At 33.4% G+C, this 24,578-nt stretch carries 20 protein-coding genes; 15 read left to right on the top strand and 5 right to left on the bottom strand.

Going from position 1 to position 24,578, the window contains the following annotated elements:
• Nucleotides 1-34: 34 nt before the first annotated feature.
• Complete coding sequence (locus B8963_RS07320; RefSeq protein ID WP_084060815.1) at nt 35-1,255, bottom strand: aminotransferase class I/II-fold pyridoxal phosphate-dependent enzyme; 1,221 nt, start codon at nt 1,253-1,255, stop codon at nt 35-37.
• Between the two features lie 235 nt (nt 1,256-1,490).
• On the opposite strand from B8963_RS07320, the gene B8963_RS07315 reads away from it, so the two are divergent.
• Together B8963_RS07315 and lpdA are read left to right on the top strand one after the other, a co-directional pair.
• Nucleotides 1,491-1,949, top strand: coding sequence for an Lrp/AsnC family transcriptional regulator (locus B8963_RS07315; RefSeq protein ID WP_084060813.1), 459 nt, complete (start codon nt 1,491-1,493; stop codon nt 1,947-1,949).
• 95 nt (nt 1,950-2,044) lie between these two features.
• Nucleotides 2,045-3,451 (top strand): dihydrolipoyl dehydrogenase, encoded by a 1,407-nt coding sequence (gene lpdA / locus B8963_RS07310; RefSeq protein ID WP_084060811.1) that lies wholly within the window; start codon nt 2,045-2,047, stop codon nt 3,449-3,451.
• 62 nt (nt 3,452-3,513) lie between these two features.
• Here the strand turns inward: lpdA and B8963_RS07305 are convergent, their stop codons facing one another.
• Both B8963_RS07305 and B8963_RS07300 read right to left on the bottom strand, forming a co-directional pair.
• Complete coding sequence (locus tag B8963_RS07305) at nt 3,514-3,744, bottom strand: CDGSH iron-sulfur domain-containing protein (protein WP_084060810.1); 231 nt, start codon at nt 3,742-3,744, stop codon at nt 3,514-3,516.
• A gap of 55 nt (nt 3,745-3,799) precedes the next feature.
• A complete protein-coding gene (locus tag B8963_RS07300) occupies nt 3,800-4,993 on the bottom strand; it encodes a heparan-alpha-glucosaminide N-acetyltransferase domain-containing protein (protein ID WP_084060809.1) in 1,194 nt (397 codons plus the stop codon).
• 131 nt (nt 4,994-5,124) lie between these two features.
• Between B8963_RS07300 and B8963_RS07295 the strand changes: the two genes are divergently transcribed.
• The 7 genes from B8963_RS07295 (at nt 5,125) to B8963_RS07265 (ending at nt 15,744) form a co-directional block, all read left to right on the top strand.
• The gene (locus B8963_RS07295; RefSeq protein ID WP_084060807.1) at nt 5,125-5,655 is read left to right on the top strand and encodes an NADPH-dependent FMN reductase; all 531 of its coding nucleotides are present in this window, start codon (nt 5,125-5,127) and stop codon (nt 5,653-5,655) included.
• A gap of 6 nt (nt 5,656-5,661) precedes the next feature.
• Nucleotides 5,662-6,966, top strand: a complete 1,305-nt coding sequence (locus B8963_RS07290; protein ID WP_084060805.1) for an anthranilate synthase component I family protein — start codon at nt 5,662-5,664, stop codon at nt 6,964-6,966.
• 48 nt (nt 6,967-7,014) lie between these two features.
• Nucleotides 7,015-8,319 (top strand): tRNA lysidine(34) synthetase TilS, encoded by a 1,305-nt coding sequence (tilS, locus tag B8963_RS07285; protein ID WP_084060804.1) that lies wholly within the window; start codon nt 7,015-7,017, stop codon nt 8,317-8,319.
• A complete protein-coding gene (locus B8963_RS07280; protein WP_084060803.1) occupies nt 8,312-10,279 on the top strand; it encodes a protein-disulfide reductase DsbD family protein in 1,968 nt (655 codons plus the stop codon). Before tilS ends, B8963_RS07280 begins: the two co-directional genes overlap by 8 nt.
• A 149-nt stretch (nt 10,280-10,428) precedes the next feature.
• On the top strand, nt 10,429-11,712 hold the full coding sequence (locus tag B8963_RS07275) for a serine hydrolase domain-containing protein (protein WP_084060802.1): 1,284 nt from the start codon (nt 10,429-10,431) through the stop codon (nt 11,710-11,712).
• Nucleotides 11,713-11,754: 42 nt separating this feature from the next.
• A complete protein-coding gene (locus B8963_RS07270; RefSeq protein WP_084060801.1) occupies nt 11,755-14,142 on the top strand; it encodes a penicillin acylase family protein in 2,388 nt (795 codons plus the stop codon).
• Between the two features lie 66 nt (nt 14,143-14,208).
• Nucleotides 14,209-15,744: a YifB family Mg chelatase-like AAA ATPase gene (locus B8963_RS07265; protein WP_084060800.1), complete on the top strand. Its 1,536-nt coding sequence runs from the start codon at nt 14,209-14,211 to the stop codon at nt 15,742-15,744.
• A gap of 85 nt (nt 15,745-15,829) precedes the next feature.
• Here the strand turns inward: B8963_RS07265 and B8963_RS07260 are convergent, their stop codons facing one another.
• Complete coding sequence (locus B8963_RS07260) at nt 15,830-16,273, bottom strand: hypothetical protein (RefSeq protein WP_084060799.1); 444 nt, start codon at nt 16,271-16,273, stop codon at nt 15,830-15,832.
• 218 nt (nt 16,274-16,491) lie between these two features.
• Between B8963_RS07260 and B8963_RS07255 the strand changes: the two genes are divergently transcribed.
• The 5 genes from B8963_RS07255 to B8963_RS07235 are packed head-to-tail and all read left to right on the top strand — an operon-like array spanning nt 16,492 to nt 21,096.
• Nucleotides 16,492-17,592, top strand: coding sequence for a DUF2891 domain-containing protein (locus B8963_RS07255; RefSeq protein ID WP_084060798.1), 1,101 nt, complete (start codon nt 16,492-16,494; stop codon nt 17,590-17,592).
• A gap of 2 nt (nt 17,593-17,594) precedes the next feature.
• The gene (locus B8963_RS07250) at nt 17,595-18,785 is read left to right on the top strand and encodes an Nramp family divalent metal transporter (protein WP_084060797.1); all 1,191 of its coding nucleotides are present in this window, start codon (nt 17,595-17,597) and stop codon (nt 18,783-18,785) included.
• A 10-nt stretch (nt 18,786-18,795) separates the two neighbouring features.
• Complete coding sequence (pxpA, locus tag B8963_RS07245) at nt 18,796-19,530, top strand: 5-oxoprolinase subunit PxpA (RefSeq protein ID WP_084060796.1); 735 nt, start codon at nt 18,796-18,798, stop codon at nt 19,528-19,530.
• Nucleotides 19,527-20,264 carry a 5-oxoprolinase subunit PxpB gene (pxpB, locus tag B8963_RS07240; protein ID WP_084060795.1) on the top strand — a complete coding sequence of 246 codons (738 nt, stop codon included), beginning with the start codon at nt 19,527-19,529 and terminating at the stop codon, nt 20,262-20,264. Before pxpA ends, pxpB begins: the two co-directional genes overlap by 4 nt.
• Nucleotides 20,257-21,096 carry a 5-oxoprolinase subunit C family protein gene (locus B8963_RS07235; protein ID WP_084060794.1) on the top strand — a complete coding sequence of 280 codons (840 nt, stop codon included), beginning with the start codon at nt 20,257-20,259 and terminating at the stop codon, nt 21,094-21,096. Before pxpB ends, B8963_RS07235 begins: the two co-directional genes overlap by 8 nt.
• Here B8963_RS07235 and B8963_RS07230 read toward each other — a convergent pair whose 3' ends face one another.
• The gene (locus tag B8963_RS07230; RefSeq protein WP_084060793.1) at nt 21,097-22,464 is read right to left on the bottom strand and encodes an aldehyde dehydrogenase; all 1,368 of its coding nucleotides are present in this window, start codon (nt 22,462-22,464) and stop codon (nt 21,097-21,099) included.
• 405 nt (nt 22,465-22,869) lie between these two features.
• Here B8963_RS07230 and ilvD point away from each other — a divergent pair, with 405 nt between their 5' ends.
• The gene (gene ilvD, locus B8963_RS07225) at nt 22,870-24,546 is read left to right on the top strand and encodes a dihydroxy-acid dehydratase (protein WP_084060792.1); all 1,677 of its coding nucleotides are present in this window, start codon (nt 22,870-22,872) and stop codon (nt 24,544-24,546) included.
• The last annotated feature ends 32 nt before the right edge of the window (nt 24,547-24,578 follow it).

Below are 24,578 nucleotides of genomic sequence, written 5' to 3'. Positions count from 1 at the left end.
GCGCTATCCGTGCAAGCGTAATTTACAGTGAATATTAATTTTGCAAGGTCTTTTCGGGTAAAATATGCAATTGCATCATACATTCCTTCATTATTTGATACGTGCGTTCAATAGTATTATCTAAACCTATTGAAAAACGAATCAATCCTTCAGATAAGCCCATTTCCTTTTGTTCTTCTAAAGGAATTTCAGATGATGTAGAGGTACCTGGAGCACTAAATAAGGTTTTATAAAAACCAAGACTTACAGCTAAATAACCTAATTTTTTAGCCTGCATTAATTCCATTAAACTATTTGCATTTTCTAAAGAACCTACATTTAATGTTAATAGACCTCCATAGCCGTATTCATGATTCATTTGTTTTGTCATAACTTCATGACCTGGGTGATTTGACAAACCAGGATAAGAAACGGTAAGTCCGTCTTCTTGAAACTTTTTGGCTAGATAGAATGCGTTGGCACTATGTTGTTTCATGCGAATATGTAAGGTACGCATGTTCTTAAGAATGGATGCTGCGCGTAAACTATCTAAAGTACTACCCAATAGCATACCGGCTCCACTATTAACATCTTTTAAACTCAGACAAAAATCTGCTGTACCGCAAACAACACCAGCAACACAATCACTGGTTCCGTTAATAAATTTAGTTAGACTATGTATAATAATATCAGCACCTAATTTTGCTGGCGCAATAGTTAAAGGAGAGAAGGTGTTATCTACTACCAATGGTAGGTTATGCTTCTTGGCTAGTTTAGCCAGCGCCTCAATGTCGGCAACTTCTAAAAGGGGATTGCTAACTGCCTCACAGTAAATCATTTTTGTATGCTCGGTAATTGCCTTTTCTACAGCTTTAATACTTGTGGTATCTACAAAGGATGTTTTAATATTGAATTTCTTTAAAAAATTCTTCATGAATGCATAAGTTCCACCATAGATTGTTCTGCTGCTAACAATATGGTCACCAGCATCACATAATTGCAGTATAACTGAGGTAATTGCACCCATTCCACTGGCATAAACATTAGCAGATTCTGTACCTTCCAAAGCAGCCAATGCTTCTCCTAAATATAAATTAGAAGGCGAAGAATGTCTACTATATAGGTAACAACCTTCGGTATTCACTTCAAAAGTATCGAACATTGTTTTTGCTGACAAAAATGTATATGTTGATGAATCTGATATAGAAGGATTTACCCCTCCAAATTCGCCAAAATATTGTAAATCTTGTAAACTATCTGCTGCTTTATTTTTCATAATATTTTCTGTATTAAAATTTTCTAGAAAATTGCCAATTCCATGATTTTGAAATATTAAAAACTAAGAATTGGCAAATGATTTTTCCCTTAAAACACTTTAAAAATAGCATGTTTGTGAATAATTATCAATGAATTCTTATATTTATAGAGAATAAAACTATATAAATAATTATTTGTAGAATTATAGTTTAAAATTTTACGTTATATAAAAACTTTGCAGAAAATATATCACCATGGAATTTGATAAAACCGATGCACATCTTTTAAAATTACTACAAAGCAATAGTAAAAAAACTACTAAGGAGTATGCCAATGCGCTACATCTTTCCGTAACAGCGGTTTATGAGCGAATTAAACGTTTGGAAAAATTTGGAGCTATTGAGAAATATGTTGCACTTGTAAACAAGAAAAAAGTAAATAAAAATTTTACTGTATTATGCCATGTAAAGCTTGCTCAACACACTAAAGATTATGTAAATGTGTTTGAAAGAGAAGTGGTAAAGCTTTCTGAAGTAGTGGAGTGTTTTCATATAAGTGGTGATTATGATTATATTCTAAAAATTCATGTGAGTGATATGGAAGCTTATCGAGAATTTATGGTTTCAAAACTAACCGCTATTCATCATATTGGAAGTACGCAAAGCTCATTTGTAATTGCAGAAGTTAAGCATACCACAGCAATTGCAATTTAGCTACGCATTAATAACAGAACTTTAGACTTTACAGCATAGCTAAACCAGAAAATAACACTAATTTTGTTATGTTTATTAAAAATTAATTCTAAGATATGAGTTTATATGATGTAGCCATTATTGGTTCAGGTCCAGGTGGATATGTTGCAGCTATACGTTGCGCACAGTTAGGAATGAAAACAGCAATAATCGAAAAATATAGCACATTAGGCGGTACTTGCCTTAATGTTGGTTGTATACCTTCTAAAGCTTTATTGGATTCTTCGCATCATTATGAAGACGCTATAAAACATTTTGAGGATCATGGTATTGAAATTCCAGGTGAAATAAAACTGAATTTAGAAAAAATGATTGCCCGAAAACAAAATGTGGTTGATATGACTACAAAGGGTATTGAATTTTTAATGAATAAGAATAAAATTGATGTTTTTCAAGGAGTAGGAAGCTTTAAAGATGCCACCCATATCAACATTAAGAAAAATGATGGTAAAACAGAAACAATTGAAGCTAAGAACACTATAATAGCTACAGGTTCAAAACCATCTTCTTTACCATTTATCAAATTAGATAAAGAACGTATTATTACATCTACAGAAGCTTTAAAACTTAAAGAAGTACCAAAGCATATGATTGTTATAGGCGGAGGTGTAATTGGCTTAGAATTAGGTCAAGTTTATAAAAGATTAGGTGCAGAAGTAACGGTGGTGGAGTTTATGGATCGTATAATTCCAGGAATGGATGGAGCGCTATCAAAAGAATTAATGAAGGTGATGAAAAAGCAAAAAGTAAGTTTTGAGCTTTCTCATAAAGTAAAATCAGTTGAAAGAAAAGGAAACGAAGTTATTGTAAAAGCTGACAATAAAAAAGGAGAAGAAATTACTTTTAAAGGAGATTATTGTTTAGTTGCTGTTGGTCGTCATGCCTATACAGAAGGTCTAAATTTAGAAGCGGCTGGGGTTAAAATGGAAGAAAGAGGTAGAGTAGCAGTCAATGCACATTTACAAACTAACATCCCTAATATTTATGCCATAGGAGATGTGATAAAAGGAGCAATGCTAGCTCATAAGGCAGAAGAAGAAGGAACTTTTGTTGCTGAAGTGCTTGCTGGTCAAAAACCACATATTGATTATAACTTAATTCCAGGTGTAGTTTATACTTGGCCAGAAGTTGCCGCTGTAGGCAAAACAGAAGAAGAATTAACAGCAGCAGGTATCGCTTACAAATCAGGTTCATTCCCTATGCGTGCATTAGGTCGTTCTAGAGCTAGTGGTGATATCGATGGATTTGTAAAAATATTAGCAGATAAGAAAACGGATGAAGTTCTAGGCGTACACATGATTGGTGCACGTGTAGCCGATTTAATTTCAGAAGGTGTTACTGCTATGGAATTTAGAGCTTCGGCAGAAGATATTGCTCGTATGAGTCATGCGCACCCAACTTATGCGGAGGCTGTTAAAGAAGCTGCTTTAGCTGCAACTGCGGACAGAGCATTACACGTATAATATTGCAAAAAGACATTATATAAAAACACCCCAAGAGATGTAATCTTTTGGGGTGTTTTGTATTATTTTTTATGAGTTCCATCGCAATAGGGTGGATTGCTTGTGAGTTTGCAGGTACATAAATGTGCATTTTTATCTTCTTCACAAGAAAAGCGCATAGGTGGTGTAGCATTTTGTGCTCTATGTGAACCATCGCAAAAAGGTTGGTTTATACTATGCCCACAAGTGCACCAGCTATAATTTTTATCTTTTTCTAATGCTACCGCTATTGGGGAAAATTTATTATCACTCATATTGTATTTTTTGAGTGAAGGTAATTTAAAAGTAGATAATTTTAAAGTGGGTTGATTAATCTTTAACCAGTCTAAATAGCTTCAATGTAAAAGTTCTAGTTTTCACTAAAAGCTCTTTTGTTTGCTTTAATCCAAAAACTAACCATGGCTCAATAGGCAAGCCAATCTGAATTAATTTAGCGCGTATTGCCGCTTTAATTTCAACTTTATTATGTTCGTAATACAAGGCAATAGAAGTACATATAATCATAAATGCTATTGCACCAGGAATTACAATTGTAGGAGATAGCGTGTGGTGATAAAAATAATATAAACCTACTCCTATAAAACTGCCATATAATATTATAAAATGTACAACATAAATAGATAATGTACTTTGTCCAATTTTCAATAAGGTTTTGTTGGTAAATATATTTCGAATAAGCATAAATACAGCAAAAACTAAGAACACATCTCCAAGTCTTATAAATAAATAATTGTTAAAGAAGACATCTGCAAATAGTTGAATTTTTGTTGTTTCTGCTAAATACAGAAATAATTCAGAGGCACCAAACATTAAAGTTATTCCTAGAATAAGCGATAAGGTAATAGCAGTTGGGTATAAGTATTTTGCATTTTTGAATCTTGCAAAAACCAATGATAAAAATGCACCACAAGTAGCATAGCCAAACCAAGGAATTATTGTAAATACAGATCCATTAGCTTTTGTAAAATAATTTGCTAATGATTCTGGTAAATATACATGTGCCCAATCTTTATAGGTTGGTTCAAAAATGAAAAGAATAATAGTTATCGCAATTAAAATAACTGGGAATAGTGCCTTTCGCTTACTGGTCAGTACATATAAACTTATTATCCCAAGAATAGAAAGACCTATACAATGTAGTACGTCTACGAGATAGAAAGAATCATATATTTGACCTACTAATAAGCCCCAAAAGTTTAATCGTAATAAATAACCTATGAAAATTAATAACAATCCTCTTTTTATTCCTTTAAGAACACGTGGATTATCAAAGCCAGATTTATCGCCTTTTACTAATAAAAAGGTAAAAATGAATCCAGAAACTGTAAAGAATACAGGTGCTGTAATACCTCGAAAATAAGACCAAATGGAAAAACCTAAATGACTATTATCACGAAATGCATTATCCAATAAACCATCCACAAAATGCCCTTGAAGCATCATTAAAATAGCCCATGCACGCATCGCGTCAATAAAGTAGAGTCTGTTCGTTTTGTCTATCATTTCATATTCTATACTGTATATACTTGTAATACAGTATGTTTGGATGTTTAGCGATGCAAAATTAGCTAATTTTTATACATGTCAGTACTTTTTGAAGTATTTTCGTTATAATAATTTTATAAAAAGATAATATGTCCTCTATTTTAGCCTTTGCAGGAAGCAATTCTTCAGTATCTATAAATTACAAATTGGTACATTTTACTGCCCGTTTATTAAATGATGATGTTCGATTAATTAATCTTGCAAATTATCCATTTCCAATATATAGTTATGATGAAGAGCTAAAAAACGGATTTAAAAATTCGTTAATCGAATTTCGTAATGATATTAAAAGCGCTAAAGCCATAATATTATCCGTTAATGAACACAATAGCAACCCATCTGCATACTTTAAAAATGTAATAGATTGGCTTTCGAGAGTGGATAAGAATTTTTTATCCGATACTAAAATTCTTTTAATGTCTACTTCTAACGGCAAAAGAGGAGCCATGAGTGCACTTGAGGTTACCGAAAAACTATTGCCACGATTTGGAGGAGAGATTATTGCAACTTTTTCCTTACCCTCTTTTAGTGAAAATTTTGTTGAAGAAAAAGGAATAATCAATAGTGAGTTAGCTGAAAAACATCTTGCTGCACTTAATGCATTTAAAGCCAAATTGTAAAAAGCATTGCGTACAAAAATTTCTTTTCCAATTACGAATACTCCAGAATTAAAGCGGGCTTTATTGCAATGGTCTCAACAATTTTATGAGATCATTTGGCTTGATAGTAATCAACATAAACAAAAGTACGGATCGTTTGATGGACTTTTAGCTGTTGATGCATTAACATCCATCAAAACCGATGCAGACAACGCATTTGATGATTTAAAAACGTATCAATCTGAAACAAAAGATTGGATTTTTGGATTTTTATCTTACGATTTAAAAAATGATGTTGAACAGCTTCAATCCAAAAATTTTGACGGTGTAGCGTTTCCAGAACTTTACTTTTTTCAACCAAAAAAAATCATTCAATTAAAAGACGATAACATCGAATTTAATTATTTAAGAATGGTTGATGATGAAATAGAAGCTGATTATAAAGAGATACTTTCTTATACTACATCCACATCCTGCGATGCGATTGTAAATGATAAAGGAATTCATATAAAAATGCGCATTTTTAAAGATGAGTATTTTCGGCAAGTGAACTCCATGTTACATCATATTCATAGAGGTGATATTTACGAGGCTAACTTTTGTCAAGAATTTTATGCTGAAAATTATAAGATAAACCCACTAAAAACATACTATAAACTAAATAGTATTTCAAAAGCACCATTTGCTACGTTTTTAAAATTAGATAAGCATTTTCTATTGTCAGCATCACCGGAACGATATTTGAAGAAAATGAATACCAAAATAATTTCTCAGCCCATAAAAGGCACCGCAAAACGATCCAATAATCTAGAAGAAGATAATGCCTTAAAAAACAATTTAGAGCAGGATGAAAAAGAGCGCTCTGAAAATGTTATGATTGTAGATTTAGTGCGTAATGATCTTTCAAAAAGCGCTCTAAAAGGAAGCGTAGCGGTAGAGGAACTTTGTAAAATATACACTTTCGATCAAGTACACCAAATGATTTCTACGGTAACCGCAACGGTAGAGCATGATAAAAATCCTATTGAGATACTAAGAGAAACTTTTCCAATGGGTAGCATGACAGGCGCTCCTAAAGTTTCAGCCATGAAAATAATAGAAAAACTAGAGGCGTTTAAAAGAGGGCTTTATAGTGGTGCTGTAGGTTATATTTCTCCCGATGGAGATTTTGATTTTAATGTTGTTATCCGTAGTATTTTGTATAACGAAGCTAAGCCATATATCTCTTTTTCCGTAGGTAGTGCTATTACTGCAAAAGCTACTCCAGAATTTGAGTACCAAGAATGTTTACTTAAAGCAAAAGCCATGCGACAGGTTTTAGAAGAAAATTAAAATTAACCGAAGTAATACCCTTCATTTTTCTTATGTATTTTTACAGTTGTGCTAGAAGAATTTAAAAAACATATTGCCGCCAAGTTTTCCAATTTAAAGGAACATGAATTTCTGCTAGCTTGTAGTGGAGGACTGGATAGTATTGTTCTGGCGCATCTTTGTCATGTACTAGGTCTTAATTATTCTATAGCCCATTGTAATTTTAAGCTCAGAGGAAAAGAAAGCGATGCTGATGAAGAATTTGTTAGAATACTTGCTGATAAGTATGCTAAAAAAGCATATGTAACTAGTTTTAAAACAACTGATTATATAACAGAAAACAAAGTATCACTACAAGTTGCTGCACGCGAATTAAGGTATGATTGGTTTGTGCAAATTATGCAAGAAAATGATATAAAAACATTGGTTACGGCACACCATGCAGATGATAATTTAGAAACTTTTATAATTAATTTATCAAGAGGTACAGGTATTGAAGGATTAACAGGGATTCCTGAAAAAACGAATTCTATTTCAAGACCTTTACTTCCTTTTTCAAGAAGTGAAATTCTTAATTATGCAAAAAAACATAAATTAGACTGGAGAGAAGACCAGAGTAATCTAGAAACAAAATACTTAAGAAATAAAATTCGGCATAAAATAGTTCCTGAACTAAAAGAACTTCATCCCACTTTTCTAGCAAATTTCATCAATACCCAAAATTACTTAAGTCAGACAAGTGTATTATTAGACGGTATTATAAATACGATAAGAAATACGATATTTAAATCGAATTCTAATGTGTTTATAATAGAGACTAGTGCTTTAAAAAAATTGGAGCCGCTAGAACCTTATATATATCAATTATTTAAGCCCTATGGATTTTCTGATGCCGATGCAATTATAGAATTGTTTTCATCGTTAAGTGGTAAAGAAATCTATTCTGCCACGCATAGATTGCTAAAAGACAGAAATAGTTTATTATTACAAGAAATAAAAATTACTGAGGATGAAAACTATTTAATTTCAAAAGGCACAAAGCAAATCTCTATACCAATATCGCTTAAATTCAGTGTTGTAGAGTCAATCACACAAACTAATACTTCAATAATTTATGTAGATGCGGATTTGTTAATGTTTCCGTTGAGTGTAAGAAAATGGAAAACGGGCGACTATATTCATCCTTTTGGTATGAAAGGTGCTAAAAAATTGAGTAAGTTTTATAAAGATGAAAAGTATAGTTTAATTGATAAAGAAAATCAATGGCTATTATGTTCAGAAGATAAAATTGTTTGGATTATAGGAAAACGTGCAGATGAACGTTTTAAAGTTACAGAAAACACAAAAAAGATAATTGCCATAAAGCATGAATAAATTTTTATTAATAGTTGCAAGTCTATTGATTGTATTTTCGGGATTTTCTCAAACCGATGATGAACCAGTTCTTTGGACTCAAGAGCTGCATAAAATTTCAGAAACGGAATACGAATTGGTGGTTAAAGCTGATATTTTAAAAGATTGGCATGTTTTTTCTCAATTTACTGAAGAAGGTGGTTCCCAACCAAGCGAGTTAATTTTTGATAAAGTCGGGGAACAATATGAGCTTATAGGGGCAGCAAAAGAAAGTGAAACCATTACAGAATTTAGTGATGTGTTTGAAGTAAATGAAACATTTTTCAAGGAAAAACTCACCTTTACTCAAAAGATTAAAATACTTGATCCAAAATTAAATCATATAGATCTTTTGGTGTATTATCAAGTGTGTAAAGATGTTTGCATTCCGGGAGAAAAGGAGTTTGTCTTTTTAATAGGAGAAGAGCCTTTAAATCTTGAAGAAAAAACTATAGATGAGCGCAGTGTTATTTTAAGTGAAGCATTAATCCTAGACCTTAAAAATAAAGATCTTCTAACAGAAGGGCTTGAAGATACTATAGATAGTAAATCTAGTTTATGGATGATATTTGCCTTAGGATTTTTAGGTGGCTTAATTGCGCTTTTAACACCATGTGTGTTTCCAATGATTCCGCTTACGGTGTCATTTTTTACAAAGCAATCAGGCACAAAAAGTAAAGGAATCACTAATGCTATTCTTTACGGTTTTTTTATTGTGTTAATTTATTTCTTACTTAGCTTACCATTCCATTTGTTCGATTCAGTAGATTCACAAATATTAAACACCATTGCAACTAATGTATGGCTAAATGTGGTGTTTTTTGTGGTTTTCGTCTTTTTTGCATTTTCATTTTTCGGTTATTACGAGCTAACATTACCTAGTTCGTGGGCTAATAAAATGGATAACGCATCTTCTAAAGCTGGAGGTGTTATAGGCATCTTTTTCATGGCTGTTACCTTAGCTATAGTTTCTTTTTCATGTACTGGACCAATATTAGGGGGACTCTTAGGTAGTACAGCTCTTGCTGAAGGCGATGTTGCAACGAACTTATCTACCGGAATGATTGGCTTTGGAGCTGCCTTAGCTTTACCATTTGCGTTATTTGCATTATTTCCTGCATGGTTAAATTCTCTTCCAAAATCTGGAGGTTGGATGACAACAGTAAAAGTAGTATTAGGTTTCTTAGAACTTGCATTAGCATTAAAATTCTTATCGAATGCAGATTTAGTGGGGCATTGGGGAATACTTAAACGTGAATTGTTTATAGCGATTTGGATTATTCTCTTTGTGTTACTAACATTATATTTATTCGGAGTTATTCGATTTCCACATGATCCAAAAAATCAAAAAATATCCACAACAAGAAAAACTATAGGACTGATAAGTGCGGTATTCGTATTGTATCTAAGTTTAGGTTTAGCTAAAATCACCAATTTAAAATTACTTAGTGGCTTTCCACCGCCAGATTTTTATAGCTTATTTCAAAAGGAGAACGATTGTCCTTTGGGGCTAAATTGTTTTAAAGATTTTAATGAGGGGATGGCTTATGCAAAAAAAGTGAATAAACCAGTACTATTAGACTTTACGGGATGGGCATGTGTTAATTGTCGTAAAATGGAAGAAAATGTTTGGAGCGATCCAGAAGTTTATAAAATATTAAAGGAAGAATATATTTTAATTTCACTGTATATAGATGATCGAAAAGAACTCCCAGAATTAGAGCAGTTTGATTATAAATATGAATCTGGCCGCATTAAACACATAGAAACTGTAGGGCAGAAGTGGGGAACTTTCCAAACTCTGAATTTTAATGCTGCTTCTCAACCTTATTATGTTTTAATTTCTTCAGATTTAGAGATTTTAAATTCGGCGGTACAATACACAGATACAGAAACTTATAAGGCTTGGTTGTTACAAGGATTGGAAAAATACAACAATTAGATTTAGATTATTTATAGTGGTTTTATGCTCTCTAAAATTAAGATCAAAAATGCATTAGGATGATATTTTTGATACCCTTCATTTTACTCTGATTTATTTGTTATTTTTGAATGTAAGCCTCAGAAAAATTCATTTAAATCAACCAACAAATGAAAAATGTATTTCAGCTCATTTTTACACTTACTTCGTTAATAAGTGTAGCTCAAACAACATCAATAAAAAATTCCCCGTTCTTAACAGAGGCTTCACCTAAAAGTGTAGGCATGTCTGAGGAACGTCTAGCACGTATTGATGCTATGTGCGCAGAGGCTGTGAAAAACGAAGTTCCAGGAATTGTTGCTTTAGTTGCTAGAAACGGCAAAATAGTATTTCATAAGGCATATGGTACGGCAGATGCCGAGTCTACAAAAGAACTAAAAACCGACGCAATTTTTAGGATTGCTTCGCAAACGAAGGCTATTACATCTACTGCGGTAATGATGCTTTGGGAGGAAGGTAAATTTAGACTAGACGATCCAATTTCTAAATACATTCCAGAATTTAGTAATGAGCAAATTTTAGATTCCGTATATCCTGATGGTTCGTATTCAACTATACCTGCTAAAAATCCCATAACTATTCGCCATTTATTATCTCATACCTCTGGAATAGGTTATGGTGTAATTGATGGAGATTCAAGATTTAAAAAAATATATGCCAATGCTGGAATAACGGATTTATTTACTACTGAAAAAATCACCATTGCCGAAAGTGTTAAAAAGCTTGCGAAGTTACCGCTACATCATAATCCAGGAGAGAAATATACCTATAGTGAAGGTTTGGATGTGCTTGGCTACTTTATCGAAATAATGTCAGGAATGCCTTTAGATCAGTTTCTTAGAAAACGAATTTTAGATCCCCTACAAATGAATGATACATGGTTTTATCTTCCAAAAGCCCTAGAGCACAGATTAGTTTCTGTACAAACAAAGGAAAATAACCAATGGAAAAATTATCCAAAAACATTTTACGATACCAATTATCCTAAAACTGGAGCAAAAGCATTTTTCTCCGGTGGAGCAGGACTTTCTAGCACAGCAAAGGATTATGCTAATTTTTTGCAAATGTATTTGAATAAGGGCGAGCTCAACGGAATTCGAATTTTAAGCAGAACCACAGTAGATGTTATAATGGCAAACCAAATTGGTACTATTTGGGAAGGTGGTGATGCCAATTTTGGATTAGCATTTCGTGTAATAAATGAAAACGGAGTAGCTAAGGGCGGACAAGGCAGTTTAAAAACTTTTAATTGGGGCGGTTATTTTAATTCACAATATTTTGCGGATCCTAAAGAACAAGTTATTGGCATTATTTTAAAACAAACTCGAGCTATAGAAGGTGATAATACTGCTTGGAAATTTCAGCAATTAGTCGGGCAATCTATTGATGATTAATTGATTTTTAAATTGTAATATTTGCAAAAAAATTTACGCGCTTTGAAAAAAATAAAAAAAATTGTACTTGTAATTCTAGCTATCCTAAGTTTAGTTGCAATTGGCATCTTTATATTTATCCAAACTCTGAAACCCACCTATGATGGGGAACAAGCATTGCCTGGGTTAAAAAACGAAGTACAAGTTTATTACGACACCTATGGGATTCCCCATATTTATGGTCAAAATGAAAAAGATGCTTTTAGAGCTTTAGGTTATGTTCATGCCCAAGATCGTTTATGGCAAATGGAACTACTCAGAAGAATTGCTCCAGGAAGACTTTCCGAAGTATTCGGAAAAGATATGATTACCACAGATAAATTTCTTTTATCATTAGGCATTGATGATGCATCTGAAAAAACCATTGCTACTATAGATAAAAATTCTGAAGTTATTGCATTAACTCAAGCTTATTTAGATGGTGTAAATGCGTTTATAAAAGATGGCCCGACACCTATGGAGTATTATTTAACAGGGATCGATAAAGAACCATTTGTTCTCAAAGATGTTTACAACACAATTGGTTATATGGCATTCAGCTTTGCCATGGCACATAAAACAGATCCATTACTTACCAATATTAAAGAAAATTTAGGTGAATCCTATTTAGCAGATCTTAATAGCGACGAAAATCCTGCATTAACATTAATAAAAAACTTTCCTCAACAACAAGACTCGCTTAAGGTTTCTTTATCACAAGTTGCTTTAGCCGCGTTAGAAAAACTTCCCGTGCCAATGTTTGAAGGTAGCAATAGTTGGGTAATTGCACCAGAGAAAACAAAAAATGGTAAGGTTATTTTTGCGAATGACCCACATATTGGTTTCTCGCAGCCATCCGTATGGTATGAAGCACATGTGAGCACACCCACTTATGAAAAATACGGCTATCACCTAGCTGGAGTTCCTTTTCCTTTATTAGGGCATGATCGCAATCTAGCCTATGGATTAACAATGTTTGAGAACGATGATATTGATTTTTATTATGAAAAACAGCATCCGACGGATTCGCTAAAATATAATTATAAAGGGGAGTGGAAATCTTATGAAATTGTTACCAAAACAATTAAAGTAAAGGATGAAAAAGATATCACTTTTACATATAAAAAAACCATTCATGGACCAGTTTTAAATGGTATAGCAGATCAAATAATAAGTCGTAGACCTATTTCCATGTCTTGGATTTACACCAAATTAGAAAATAAAACTTTAGATGCCTTTAATGGGATTATTCATGCTGACAATTTAAATGATTTTAAAAAAGCACTTGAAGATATTCATGCTCCAGGTTTAAATATTATGTATGGCGATGCAGTAGGGAATGTAGCATGGTTTGCCACTGCCAAATTATATGAAATGCCTAAAGGAGTAAACACAAAACTTATTTTAAATGGGTATCTTGGAGAAGAAGAACTTGTGAGGTATTTAGATTTTTCAGAAAATCCACAGGCTATAAATCCGCCTTGGCATTACGTGTATTCCGCAAATAACCAACCAGATTCTATAAACGGAAAAATATATCCTGGCTACTATTTACCTGAAAATAGAGCCAAGCGAATTACGCAATTATTAGATGCTAAAAACGATTGGGATAAAGATTCGGCAAGTAAAATGATAAATGATGTTACCTCTTCAGTAAACCCAACAGTAATGAAAAACTTCATTAATGCCTTAAATGAATCTATTTTAACAGACAAACAAAAGGAACTGTTAAGAGTTCTTGAAAAATGGGATGGTTCTGCCAATCTGACGAGTTTTGAAACTACCGTATTTCACAAATGGGAGTATGTTTTATTAAAAAACACTTTTCTTGATGAGTTAGGGGAAGATAGATTCACTCAAATAATGGCAACCCATTTTTTGAAGCGTTTAATAGCTCCATTGTCAGCCAATGAATCATCAATTTGGTGGGATAATATAACAACACAAGAAAAAGAAACACGTACGTATATAGTAACTAAATCTTATAACGAGGCTTTTGTTTTGTTGGAAGAATCTTTGGGAAAAGACTATACTAAATGGACATGGAACAAAGTGCATACTATAGAACATCCGCATCCAATTGGTCAGGTAGAGGCGCTCCGAAGCTATTTCAATGTAGGGCCATTTCCTGTAAATGGCACACGTGAGGTAATCAACAACATGGCGTTTAGTTATGCAGATGATGGGTTTCATAAGGTGAATTCAGGCCCATCAACAAGAAGAATTATTGATTTTTCTGATATAGAAAATAGCATCAGCATTTTACCTACGGGTCAATCAGGTAATATGTTTAGCCCGCATTACAAAGATCAGGCGCAAATGTATGTAAATGGGGAATTTAGAAAGATGATGATGAACAAAGAAGAGATTCTAAAAAACGCCAAATCCGTTTTAAAAATACATCCAGAATAGTATTCAAAAAGTCATTTGTTAAAATTTTATTATTTATTTTCCTACTTTTAAAGAAAATAAATTTTAATGCTTACTAAAGTTTTCGGAAGTGCCGTGTTTGGCGTAGAAGCCACCACTATTACAGTTGAAGTTAATGTTGATAAAGGAATTGGGTATCATTTAGTGGGTTTGCCAGACAATGCCATTAAAGAAAGTAACTACAGAATAGCTGCTGCCCTACAAAATAATGGTTATAAAATTCCGGGTAAAAAGCTTACTATTAATATGGCACCTGCCGATTTAAGAAAAGAAGGTTCAGCTTATGATTTAACTTTAGCATTAGGAATTTTAACAGCATCTGAACAAATAAAATCTGAGCACTTAGAAGCATATATTATTATGGGAGAACTATCCTTAGATGGTAGTTTACAACCTATAAAAGGCGCATTACCTATTGCGATAAAAGCTAAGAAAGAAGGTTATAAAGGATTTATACTTCCAAAGGAGAATGCACGCGAAGCAGCCATAGTTAGTGGATTGGAAGTGTACGGAATTGAAAACATTAAAGAAGTTATTGATTTTTTTGATAAAGGAACTTCATTAGAGCAAACTGTAATTGATACACGTGCAGAATTTTATAAAACATTAGATTTTCCAGAATTTGATTTTTCCGATGTGAAAGGTCAAGAAAGTATAAAACGATGTATGGAAATTGCCGCCGCTGGTGGTCATAATATTATTTTAATAGGACCTCCGGGCGCTGGTAAAACGATGCTAGCCAAAAGATTACCCTCTATTTTACCCCCTATGACTTTGCATGAAGCTTTGGAAACTACCAAAATTCATAGCGTTGTTGGTAAAATAAAGAATATGGGATTAATGAATCAAAGACCATTTAGAAGCCCCCATCATACCATATCTGATGTAGCATTGGTTGGTGGTGGTGCATATCCACAACCAGGAGAAATATCATTATCGCATAACGGGGTATTGTTTTTAGACGAGTTGCCTGAATTTAAAAGAGGTGTGTTGGAAGTTATGCGTCAACCTTTAGAAGACCGAGAAGTTACCATATCACGAGCAAGGTTTACGGTTACCTATCCTAGTAGTTTTATGTTGGTTGCAAGTATGAATCCAAGTCCTGGTGGATATTTTAATGATCCCGATGCACCAGTAACATCTTCACCAGCCGAAATGCAACGTTATTTAAGTAAAATTTCTGGACCTTTATTAGACCGTATTGATATTCATATTGAAGTAACACCAGTACCCTTTGAAAAACTTTCGGAAGAACGGAAAGGTGAGGGGAGTGTTGAAATTAGAAAGCGCGTTACGGCAGCAAGAGAAATTCAAACTAAGCGTTTTGAAGAAATGGAAAATGTGCATTACAATGCACAAATGAATACGAAACATATTCGCAAGTATTGTAAAATGGATGATGCCTCTAAAGAGCTATTAAAAAATGCCATGGAGCGATTAAATCTTTCAGCACGAGCCTACGATCGTATTTTAAAAGTTGCACGGACAATTGCCGATTTAGATAAATCGGAAAATGTTAATGGCATCCATATTGGTGAAGCAATACAGTACCGTAGTTTGGATAGAGAAGGGTGGTTGGGGTAGTTTTTAATTGGAAGATTAAATAATATAAAAATAAAAAGACACTAAATAGTATTAGTGTCTTTTTTATGAATTTTAGTTTATTGAGCTAGAGCGTTTTAATATTTACTTTTAATCCTTCAACTATTCCTTCAATATTTTTCACGGTATCCTTAAGATAATATTTCACAACTACATGTGGTATTCGGATAGTAGTAAATCCGTTTTTAAAAGAATGCATTGCTTCTTCTAAATCCATTATCGCTTGTTCGTGTGAAATGGTATTATAATCGGTATCGATCTCGATATTCAATTTTACACGTGAAATGGCCAAGTCAACCGACTTTTTTCCATCCCACCATTCCAGCATGGAACTGATGCCAATTTCTTTTAATCCATAGTACAGTTGTATAGCTTCTACTGGAGTTCCTTTCAGAACAACCAGTTTGTCCATTCTTACCTTATGCTGTTTACAGAGTTCCACTCCGTAGGTGTCAAAGGAATTTTTATGGTCTATATAACTAAGTTCTTTATTACATTCTAAACAATTCATTCAAGTAGGTTAATAGGTATTCGGGATTATTATAACATCAACTTTTTAAGATTATTATACGTGCATATAAAGTTTTAGACGAATGACATTTTTTTAGATGAACTGCACAAGAAACAAGTAGTTCAACGAATATTTGTCACTAACTTTTGTTCTAAATAGTGATGAACTGTTTATATTTATAAACTCTATTTAGAGATATCTTAATAACCAACCAAAAAATGATCCGAAAATTTTTAACCTTTAGCATTTGTATTGTTCTGGCCCTTGGCTGTAAACCAGAACTTAAACAAAATAAATCAGAAATTGAAATCAGTAAGTCTCCAGAATTAACATTTAAAGAAGCGAATAAATTGGTTAGTTTGCCTTTAGCATGTTTACAGGTAGAATTTCCTAATAAATTAAATCAATCACTAGAAGATAGCACACATATTGGTACTCCAAAAGAATTGCATCCTGCATTTTATGGCTGTTATGATTGGCATTCATCGGTTCATGGACATTGGTCTTTAATATCACTTTTAAAACAATACCCTAGTTTAAATGAAGCAGCATCCATACGAGAAAAATTGAGCACTACATTAACAGCTGAAAATATTAAAGCTGAAGTAGCCTATTTTACTATGAAAGGTAATAGTTCTTATGAGCGTACCTATGGTTGGGCTTGGTTATTAAAGTTGGCAGAAGAAATACATACTTGGAATGATCCTTTAGCAAGAGATTTAGAAAAGAACCTTCAACCGCTAACCGATTTGATTGTAAATTCTTATATAGAATTTTTACCAAAATTGAATTACCCTATTCGCGTAGGAGAACATACAAATACGGCGTTTGGATTGTCTTTGGCCTTAGATTATGCCCAAACTATGAAAAATGAAGCGCTGATAAAAGGTATTAAAGATTGTGCTATTCGTTTTTATGAGGATGATAAAAACTGTCCATTAGATTGGGAACCTAGCGGTTTTGATTTTTTATCGCCTTGTTTAGAAGAAGCAAACTTAATGCGTAAAATATACAATCCAACAGAATTCAAAATTTGGTTCAAAGCATTTCTTCCTGAGCTTACAAATGTTGATTTTGCATTAGAACCAGGAAAGGTTTCCGATAGAGCAGATGGTAAATTAGTGCATTTAGACGGACTCAATTTTAGTCGAGCCTGGTGCTTGTACGGCATTGCTAATACATTAACAGAATATGCACATTTGAGGAATATTGCCAATGAACATATTTTATATTCGTTACCCAATTTGGTAGATGAAAACTATAGTGGAACCCATTGGTTAGGTAGTTTTGCGTTGAATGCTCTAAATAACGCTAAGTAGTAATGTTCAAGAAAATTGGCCCCGGAGTACTGGTTGCTGCCGCTTTTATTGGCCCCGGTACCGTAACTGCATGTACCCTTGCAGGTGTACAGTTTGGATATGCGTTATTATGGGCAATGCTTTTGTCTATTATTGCCACAGTTGTTCTTCAAGAAATGTCGGCAAGAGTGGGCATCATTAGTCAACGAGGATTAGCGGATGTGATAAAATCGGAATTAAAAGCTCCATGGATTAAATACCTAGTTTTAGGTATTATTTTATCCGCTATAGTGATTGGAAATGCCGCTTACGAAGGTGGAAATATTGGCGGTGCTACTTTAGGCCTACAGGCAGTATTTGGTATTGAACATACTTATATTTATCCAATAATTATTGGTGTAATCGCTTTCGCATTACTATATTTTGGAAATTATAAAGTACTCGAAAAGGTTTTAGTTTTTTTGGTTATTTTAATGAGTTTATCATTCTTAATAACTGCATTTATTACTAAACCCAATATTACGGAAATAGTTCAAGGGCTATTTATACCTTCTGTTCCAGAGAACAGTATTCTTACCATAATTGCATTAGTGGGCACAACAGTTGTGCCTTATAATTTGTTTTTGCATGCCTCGCTGGTAAGTGAAAAATGGAAGTCTACATCCGATTTAGGAGCAGCACGAAGAGATACAATAATCTCCATAACCTTAGGTGGTTTTGTTTCTATGGGAATCATTATTGCCGCTACAACTATTTCAAATAAAAATATTACTAGTGTAATGGATTTAGCAGAAGGTTTAGAACCACTTTTTGGTTCTATGGCTAAATATTTTATGGGAATAGGACTTTTTTCTGCAGGCATTACATCTGCAATTACAGCACCTTTAGCTGCGGCTTATGTAGTAAATAGTTGTTTTGGGTGGAATGCAAGTCTTAATGATATTAGGTTTAAACTAGTTTGGATGGCTATAATTGTTATTGGAATATCCTTTCTTTTATTTGGAATTAAACCAATAGAAGTGATAAAATTTGCCCAAGTAGCTAATGGAATTCTATTACCGATTATCGCTATTTTTTTAGTTTGGGTTGTAAATAGGGAAACCGTTTTAGGCAATTACAAAAACACGCTGTTTCAAAATTTTTTAGGCATTCTAATTATAGTAATTACATTAATTTTGGGTTTGAAAAGTATCTTAAAAGTTTTTGGTTATTAATTCTTTTTAAATGGAAATAGACATTAATTGTGACCTTGGTGAAGGCGTTGGGAACGAAGCCCTTATTTTACCATTAATTTCATCTTGTAATATTGCTTGTGGTGGTCATGCAGGAAATACGGCAACTATGCGTAAGGTAATTAAATTAGCCCAAAAGAATAACGTGAGGATAGGAGCACATCCATCGTATCCTGATCAGGAAAACTTTGGCAGGTTATCTTTAAATATTTCTTCAAAAGATTTAATCAAAAGTATCCGAGAGCAAGTAAAGAACTTTGCTATTCTTTGCAATTCAGAAAAGGCACTGTTTCATCATATTAAACCACATGGTGCATTGTATAACGATATCACAAAAGATAAAAAATTAGCGCGCACTTTTTTAACCGCAATTCTTCCTTATAAATCATATATTAAATTATATGTTCCGTATAATTCAGCTATAGCGGAAGAAGCAAAAAAACAAGGATTTATAGTACTCTATGAAGTTTTTTTAGATCGAAATTATCATCAAGATTTAAGTCTAGTTCCTCGTAAAGAACCCAATGCGCTTATTGAAAATCCAGAAGAGGTACTTCAGCATTTACTAAATATGGTAAAAAACAAACAAGTCAAAACTGTTGAAAACCTACTTGTTTCTATAGTTGCAGATACCTATTGTATACATGGAGATACTTCAGCAGCGTATAAGATTTTAACGTATCTTCATAGTGAATTACCCAAACTTAATATAGCGATCAAAAAGTGAAAAAATTCCCCATTTCAATTCGCCCTTTTGGCGTGCATGCCGTTTTGATTGAATGGCCTGAAAAAGTTGATGAAGCCATATTGAATGATATATTAATTTTTAGTACTTATCTAAAAGAAAGCTGCTTAATTGAAGGGAATTGGGAGCTTGTGCCAGCATATAATTCTCTAACTTTAATTCTAAGGCATGATACGATAGATTTTGAATCGTTCAAAACGCAACTTGAAACTTGGTATACAGAAGACAAAAAATTAAAACTAGAGGAACGTTTTTTATGGAGAATTCCGGTTTGTTATGAATCTGAGTTTTCGATAGATTTAGAAGAAGTTTCTCAAATCCTAAACAAAACTCCAAAAGAGCTAATATCAATACATGCAGCACATGCGTATACGGTTTATGGGATAGGTTTTCTGCCTGGATTCATGTATTTAGGCGGTATGCCACAAGAATTAGAAATACCTCGAAGAGCAACTCCCAGAGCAAAAGTTTTGAAAGGAGCCGTTGGCTTGGCGGGTAAGCAAACCGGTATATATCCTCAAGAATCTCCTGGGGGATGGAATATAATTGGCAATTGCCCGATACCTATTTTTAATCCTAAAAATGAAAATCCTTGTTGGGTAAAAGTGGGAGATCGTGTGCAGTTTTATCCTATCTCCAAGGCAGAATATGATTTGCATAAAATTGAAGCAGAAGTAGGAATTTATAAATTAGAAAAAATTAAAATAGATGCTTAAGGTATTAAAATCTGGTTTCTATACGACTATTCAAGATACTGGTCGTTTTGGTTTTAGAGATAAAGGTGTGCCCATCTCAGGAGTAATGGATATGACTACGGTTTATAAATTAAATATGCTATTAGAAAATGACCAAGACGCTGCAGTTTTAGAAATAACCATGACTGGTCCAACATTAGAATTTGAAGAAGATACTTTTATTGTACTTGGAGGGGCAGAAATGGTGGTTACATTAAATAATGAACCTATTAAGAATTATGTGGTTCAAAAAGTTAGTGCAGGAGACATCTTATCCTATGGGCGTTTGAAAAAAGGATTTAGACCGTATTTAGCCGTAAAACATGGTTTCCAAACCAATAAGGTTTTAGGAAGCAGATCATTTTATCCTTCTATTACACCTAATGGAATGATTACAGATAAAAGTGAAATAGCCTATAAAAAACAATCGGTTTTTACTCCAAAATTAACAGGGTTAAAAATTGAATCGATTCTAGAAGAAAGTGTGCTACAAGTTGGCAAAGGTCCCGAATTTAATTCGCTTACAGACAAACAATTAGAAAACCTGTTTTTCAAAAAATATACGGTTGCAAACGAGAATAACCGAATGGCCTATCAATTAGAAGAAAAAATTGATGGACATGTTATTTCTATGCTTACATCGGCAACGTTACCGGGAACAGTGCAATTAACGCCTTCGGGAAAATTAATTATTTTGATGAAAGATGGCCAAACCACAGGGGGTTACCCACGAATTTTACAATTAACAGATACCGCTATTTCAATTCTTGCTCAAAAAAAAGCAGGGGATATTATAGCTTTTAAATTGATGTAATTAAAATAAATTCTTAAGCTTTTTGGCATACTTAAGGGGTAAAGTATAAGGCGGATAGCGTAAAGGAATATCCAACCAGGTTCCTTTTTTTAGCATGGCTTTGGCATGTGAAAAAATAGCGAATGACATTTTTCCATGATAAGCACCAATGCCGCTCGCTCCAACACCACCAAAAGGTAATTTTTTATTAGCAATATGGATTACTGTATCGTTGATAGCTCCACCACCAAAACTATAATTAGCAATAATTTTGTCTTGAAATTTTTTATTGTTGCTAAAAATATAGGTGGCTAAAGGTTTTCCATAATTACTTATCAAATTATCAATTTCATCTTCAGTTGTATAAGATAAAATAGGCAAAATAGGTCCAAATATTTCACCTTTCATCAGTTCACTATCTCGCTTTGGTTCATTTACTAGCGTTGGTGAAATATAGTTGTCTTCATCATTGGTGTTACCACCAAATAAGATTTCTTCACCTTCCAACATTTTTTTTAAACCTTCATAGTGCCCTTTGTTCACTGTTCTGCTAAAATCCTTTGAAGTCTCAATGGTATCCCCATAAAAACGAATAATAGCTTTTTTCAACTGCTCAATAAGCTCCTCTTTAATGTTTTGATGGGCAATAATATAATCGGTTGCAATACAGGTTTGACCTGCATTTAAGAATTTACCCCATGCAATACGGTCCGCAGTTACTTTAAGATTTGCTGTTTCATCTACAATTGTTGGATTTTTACCTCCTAATTCAAGAGTAACAGGTGTTAAATGTTTAGCAGCACTTTCATATACAATTTGGCCCACTCTCGTACTTCCTGTAAAAAATATATAATCCCAGCGCTCTGCTAGTAATTGTTGTGAAACTGTACTATCACCTTCAACAACAGCAACATATTCTTTAGAAAAAACACTCTCGATTATTTTAATTATAATTTTTGAAGTGTTTGGTGTGTGCTCCGAAGGTTTTACTACAGCCGTATTTCCAGCAGCTAGTGCTCCAATTAAGGGTGCAAAAACTAATTGGAAAGGATAATTCCAAGGAGCAATGATTAAAACGGTGCCATAAGGTTCTTTATAAACGTAATCAGATGAGGGCCAATTCGCCCATGTACTAGAAACTTTTTTTGGCGCTGCCCAACGATCTATTTTATTTATGGCGGTTTTGAGTTCGGCTAAAACAAATTGTGTTTCCGATAAAATAGTTTCAAACCTAGGCTTTTTAAAGTCAGCATATATTGCATCACATATAAGATCTTCATTTTTCTCAATCTCGAGTTTTAATTTCTTTAAATGTTCTTTACGATAACCAACATGCTTTGTTTGCTGGGTATTAAAGAATTCTCTTTGGAGATGTAATAACTGCTTCATATTTCAAATTTAATCAAATGAAACTATATTTTGAAGCTTCTAAACTTATATATATCTTTGAGGTGTAAATGAAATTTCTAAAGAAAAATATAGCTGTAGTATTTATCGTCTCAAAATCGAGATGATACGGTCTATATTTTAAAAAAAGCCTGTATCTTTTTATCTGATACAGGCTTTTTTTATGGATTTAATTTTCATTTAAAACAGAAGTTTTACCACTTTAAACGTATTGAATGTGGTATGAATTACTAGTTTATGTATTTGAAAATCAATACGTTAATTAGATATTGATAAAATTGGATTTGAACCAACGAGATTTGTTAATTTATTAAGGAATTATAATAAATTATCTTTGAATAGTTAGAGAATACGCAAGAGAATTTAAATATAGAAGTATATAGTTTAATGGAATTAAATAAATACAGTAAAAACGTTACACAAGATCCAACACAACCTGCGGCACAAGCTATGCTGTATGGTATTGGATTTAAAGATGAAGATTTTAAGAAACCAATTATTGGTGTTGCTAGTACAGGTTACGAGGGTAACCCTTGTAATATGCACTTAAATGATTTAGCCAAATTGGTAAAGGAAGGAGTTAATTCCGAAGCATCTGTTGGTTTAATTTTTAATACAATTGGCGTTAGTGATGGTATATCAATGGGAACACCAGGTATGCGTTTTTCATTGCCTTCAAGAGATATTATAGCAGATTCTATGGAAACTGTTGTACAAGCAATGTCTTATGATGGGTTGGTTACTGTAGTTGGCTGTGATAAAAATATGCCTGGCGCTTTAATGGCCATGATTAGATTAAACAGACCTTCAATTTTAGTTTATGGCGGAACAATTTCATCTGGTTGTCATAATGATAGAAAGTTAGATATTGTATCTGCCTTTGAAGCATGGGGAGAGAAAGTTGCGGGTACCATGCAAGAAGAAGAATTTCAATGTATAATAAAAAAAGCAATACCTGGAGCAGGAGCTTGTGGTGGCATGTATACAGCAAATACTATGGCCTCTGCGATTGAAGCTTTAGGAATGGCATTACCTTATAATTCTTCAAACCCTGCATTGGGAGGAGATAAAGAAAAAGAATGTATCGAGGCAGGTAAAAAAATGTTTTACTTGTTGCAAAATGATATTAAACCTTTAGATATTGTAACGCGTAAATCATTGGAAAATGCCATACGTTTAGTAACCATAATGGGTGGATCTACTAATGCGGTATTACACTTTTTAGCTATCGCACGAGCGGCAGATATTGAGTTTACATTACAAGATTTTCAGCATATTAGTGATACAACACCATTTATTGCTGATTTAAAACCTAGTGGAAAATACTTAATGGAAGACGTTCACCGTATTGGTGGTATTCCTGCAGTGCTAAAATACTTATTGCAAAAGGGATTGTTACATGGTGATTGTTTAACAGTTACAGGAAAAACGCTTGCTGAAAATCTAAAAGATGTTCCTGATTTACAGGCTGGGCAAGATGTAATCCGACCTCTTGAAAACCCAATTAAAGCAACAGGTCATTTACGTATGCTTTATGGAAATTTAGCTGAAAATGGTTCTGTAGCAAAGATTACCGGAAAAGAAGGTTTATTGTTTAAAGGTACCGCTAAAGTATTCAATAGTGAATATGATGCTAACGACGGAATTCGTGATGGTAAGGTAAAGAAGGGTGATGTGGTTGTTATTCGTTATGAAGGTCCAAAAGGAGGTCCTGGTATGCCAGAAATGTTAAAGCCTACTGCGGCAATAATGGGTGCAGGTTTAGGTAAAGATGTTGCTTTAATAACAGATGGACGTTTTTCAGGTGGTACACATGGATTTGTGGTAGGACATATTTCTCCAGAAGCTCAAGATGGGGGTGTTATTGCTCTCGTGAAAGATGGCGATATAATTACTATAGATGCAGAGACGAACGCAATAAATGTTGATGTTTCTAACGAAGAGTTAGAAAAACGTAGAGCAACTTGGGTAGCACCAGAGCTTAAGTTTAAGAAAGGTGTATTGTATAAATATGCACGCTCTGTATCTTCTGCTTCGCAAGGTTGTGTAACCGATGAATTTTAAAAGATTTTTTATTTCCTCGTAAGTGGAAATCT

Source organism: Cellulophaga tyrosinoxydans, assembly GCF_900176415.1.
Lineage (GTDB): Bacteria > Bacteroidota > Bacteroidia > Flavobacteriales > Flavobacteriaceae > Cellulophaga > Cellulophaga tyrosinoxydans.
This window is presented reverse-complemented; position numbering and strand designations above follow the sequence as displayed.

Bases quoted from the DNA above. Each gene is read 5' to 3' on its own strand.
- B8963_RS07305 (WP_084060810.1), bottom strand. From the start codon at position 3,744: ATGAGTGATAATAAATTTTCCCCAATAGCGGTAGCATTAGAAAAAGAT.
- ilvD (WP_084060792.1), top strand. From the start codon at position 22,870: ATGGAATTAAATAAATACAGTAAAAACGTTACACAAGATCCAACACAA.
- B8963_RS07315 (WP_084060813.1), top strand. From the start codon at position 1,491: ATGGAATTTGATAAAACCGATGCACATCTTTTAAAATTACTACAAAGC.
- B8963_RS07295 (WP_084060807.1), top strand. From the start codon at position 5,125: ATGTCCTCTATTTTAGCCTTTGCAGGAAGCAATTCTTCAGTATCTATA.
- B8963_RS07230 (WP_084060793.1), bottom strand. From the start codon at position 22,464: ATGAAGCAGTTATTACATCTCCAAAGAGAATTCTTTAATACCCAGCAA.
- lpdA (WP_084060811.1), top strand. From the start codon at position 2,045: ATGAGTTTATATGATGTAGCCATTATTGGTTCAGGTCCAGGTGGATAT.
- B8963_RS07260 (WP_084060799.1), bottom strand. From the start codon at position 16,273: ATGAATTGTTTAGAATGTAATAAAGAACTTAGTTATATAGACCATAAA.
- B8963_RS07280 (WP_084060803.1), top strand. From the start codon at position 8,312: ATGAATAAATTTTTATTAATAGTTGCAAGTCTATTGATTGTATTTTCG.
- B8963_RS07300 (WP_084060809.1), bottom strand. From the start codon at position 4,993: ATGATAGACAAAACGAACAGACTCTACTTTATTGACGCGATGCGTGCA.
- B8963_RS07275 (WP_084060802.1), top strand. From the start codon at position 10,429: ATGAAAAATGTATTTCAGCTCATTTTTACACTTACTTCGTTAATAAGT.
- B8963_RS07235 (WP_084060794.1), top strand. From the start codon at position 20,257: ATGCTTAAGGTATTAAAATCTGGTTTCTATACGACTATTCAAGATACT.
- pxpA (WP_084060796.1), top strand. From the start codon at position 18,796: ATGGAAATAGACATTAATTGTGACCTTGGTGAAGGCGTTGGGAACGAA.
- B8963_RS07265 (WP_084060800.1), top strand. From the start codon at position 14,209: ATGCTTACTAAAGTTTTCGGAAGTGCCGTGTTTGGCGTAGAAGCCACC.
- B8963_RS07320 (WP_084060815.1), bottom strand. From the start codon at position 1,255: ATGAAAAATAAAGCAGCAGATAGTTTACAAGATTTACAATATTTTGGC.
- B8963_RS07250 (WP_084060797.1), top strand. From the start codon at position 17,595: ATGTTCAAGAAAATTGGCCCCGGAGTACTGGTTGCTGCCGCTTTTATT.
- B8963_RS07255 (WP_084060798.1), top strand. From the start codon at position 16,492: ATGATCCGAAAATTTTTAACCTTTAGCATTTGTATTGTTCTGGCCCTT.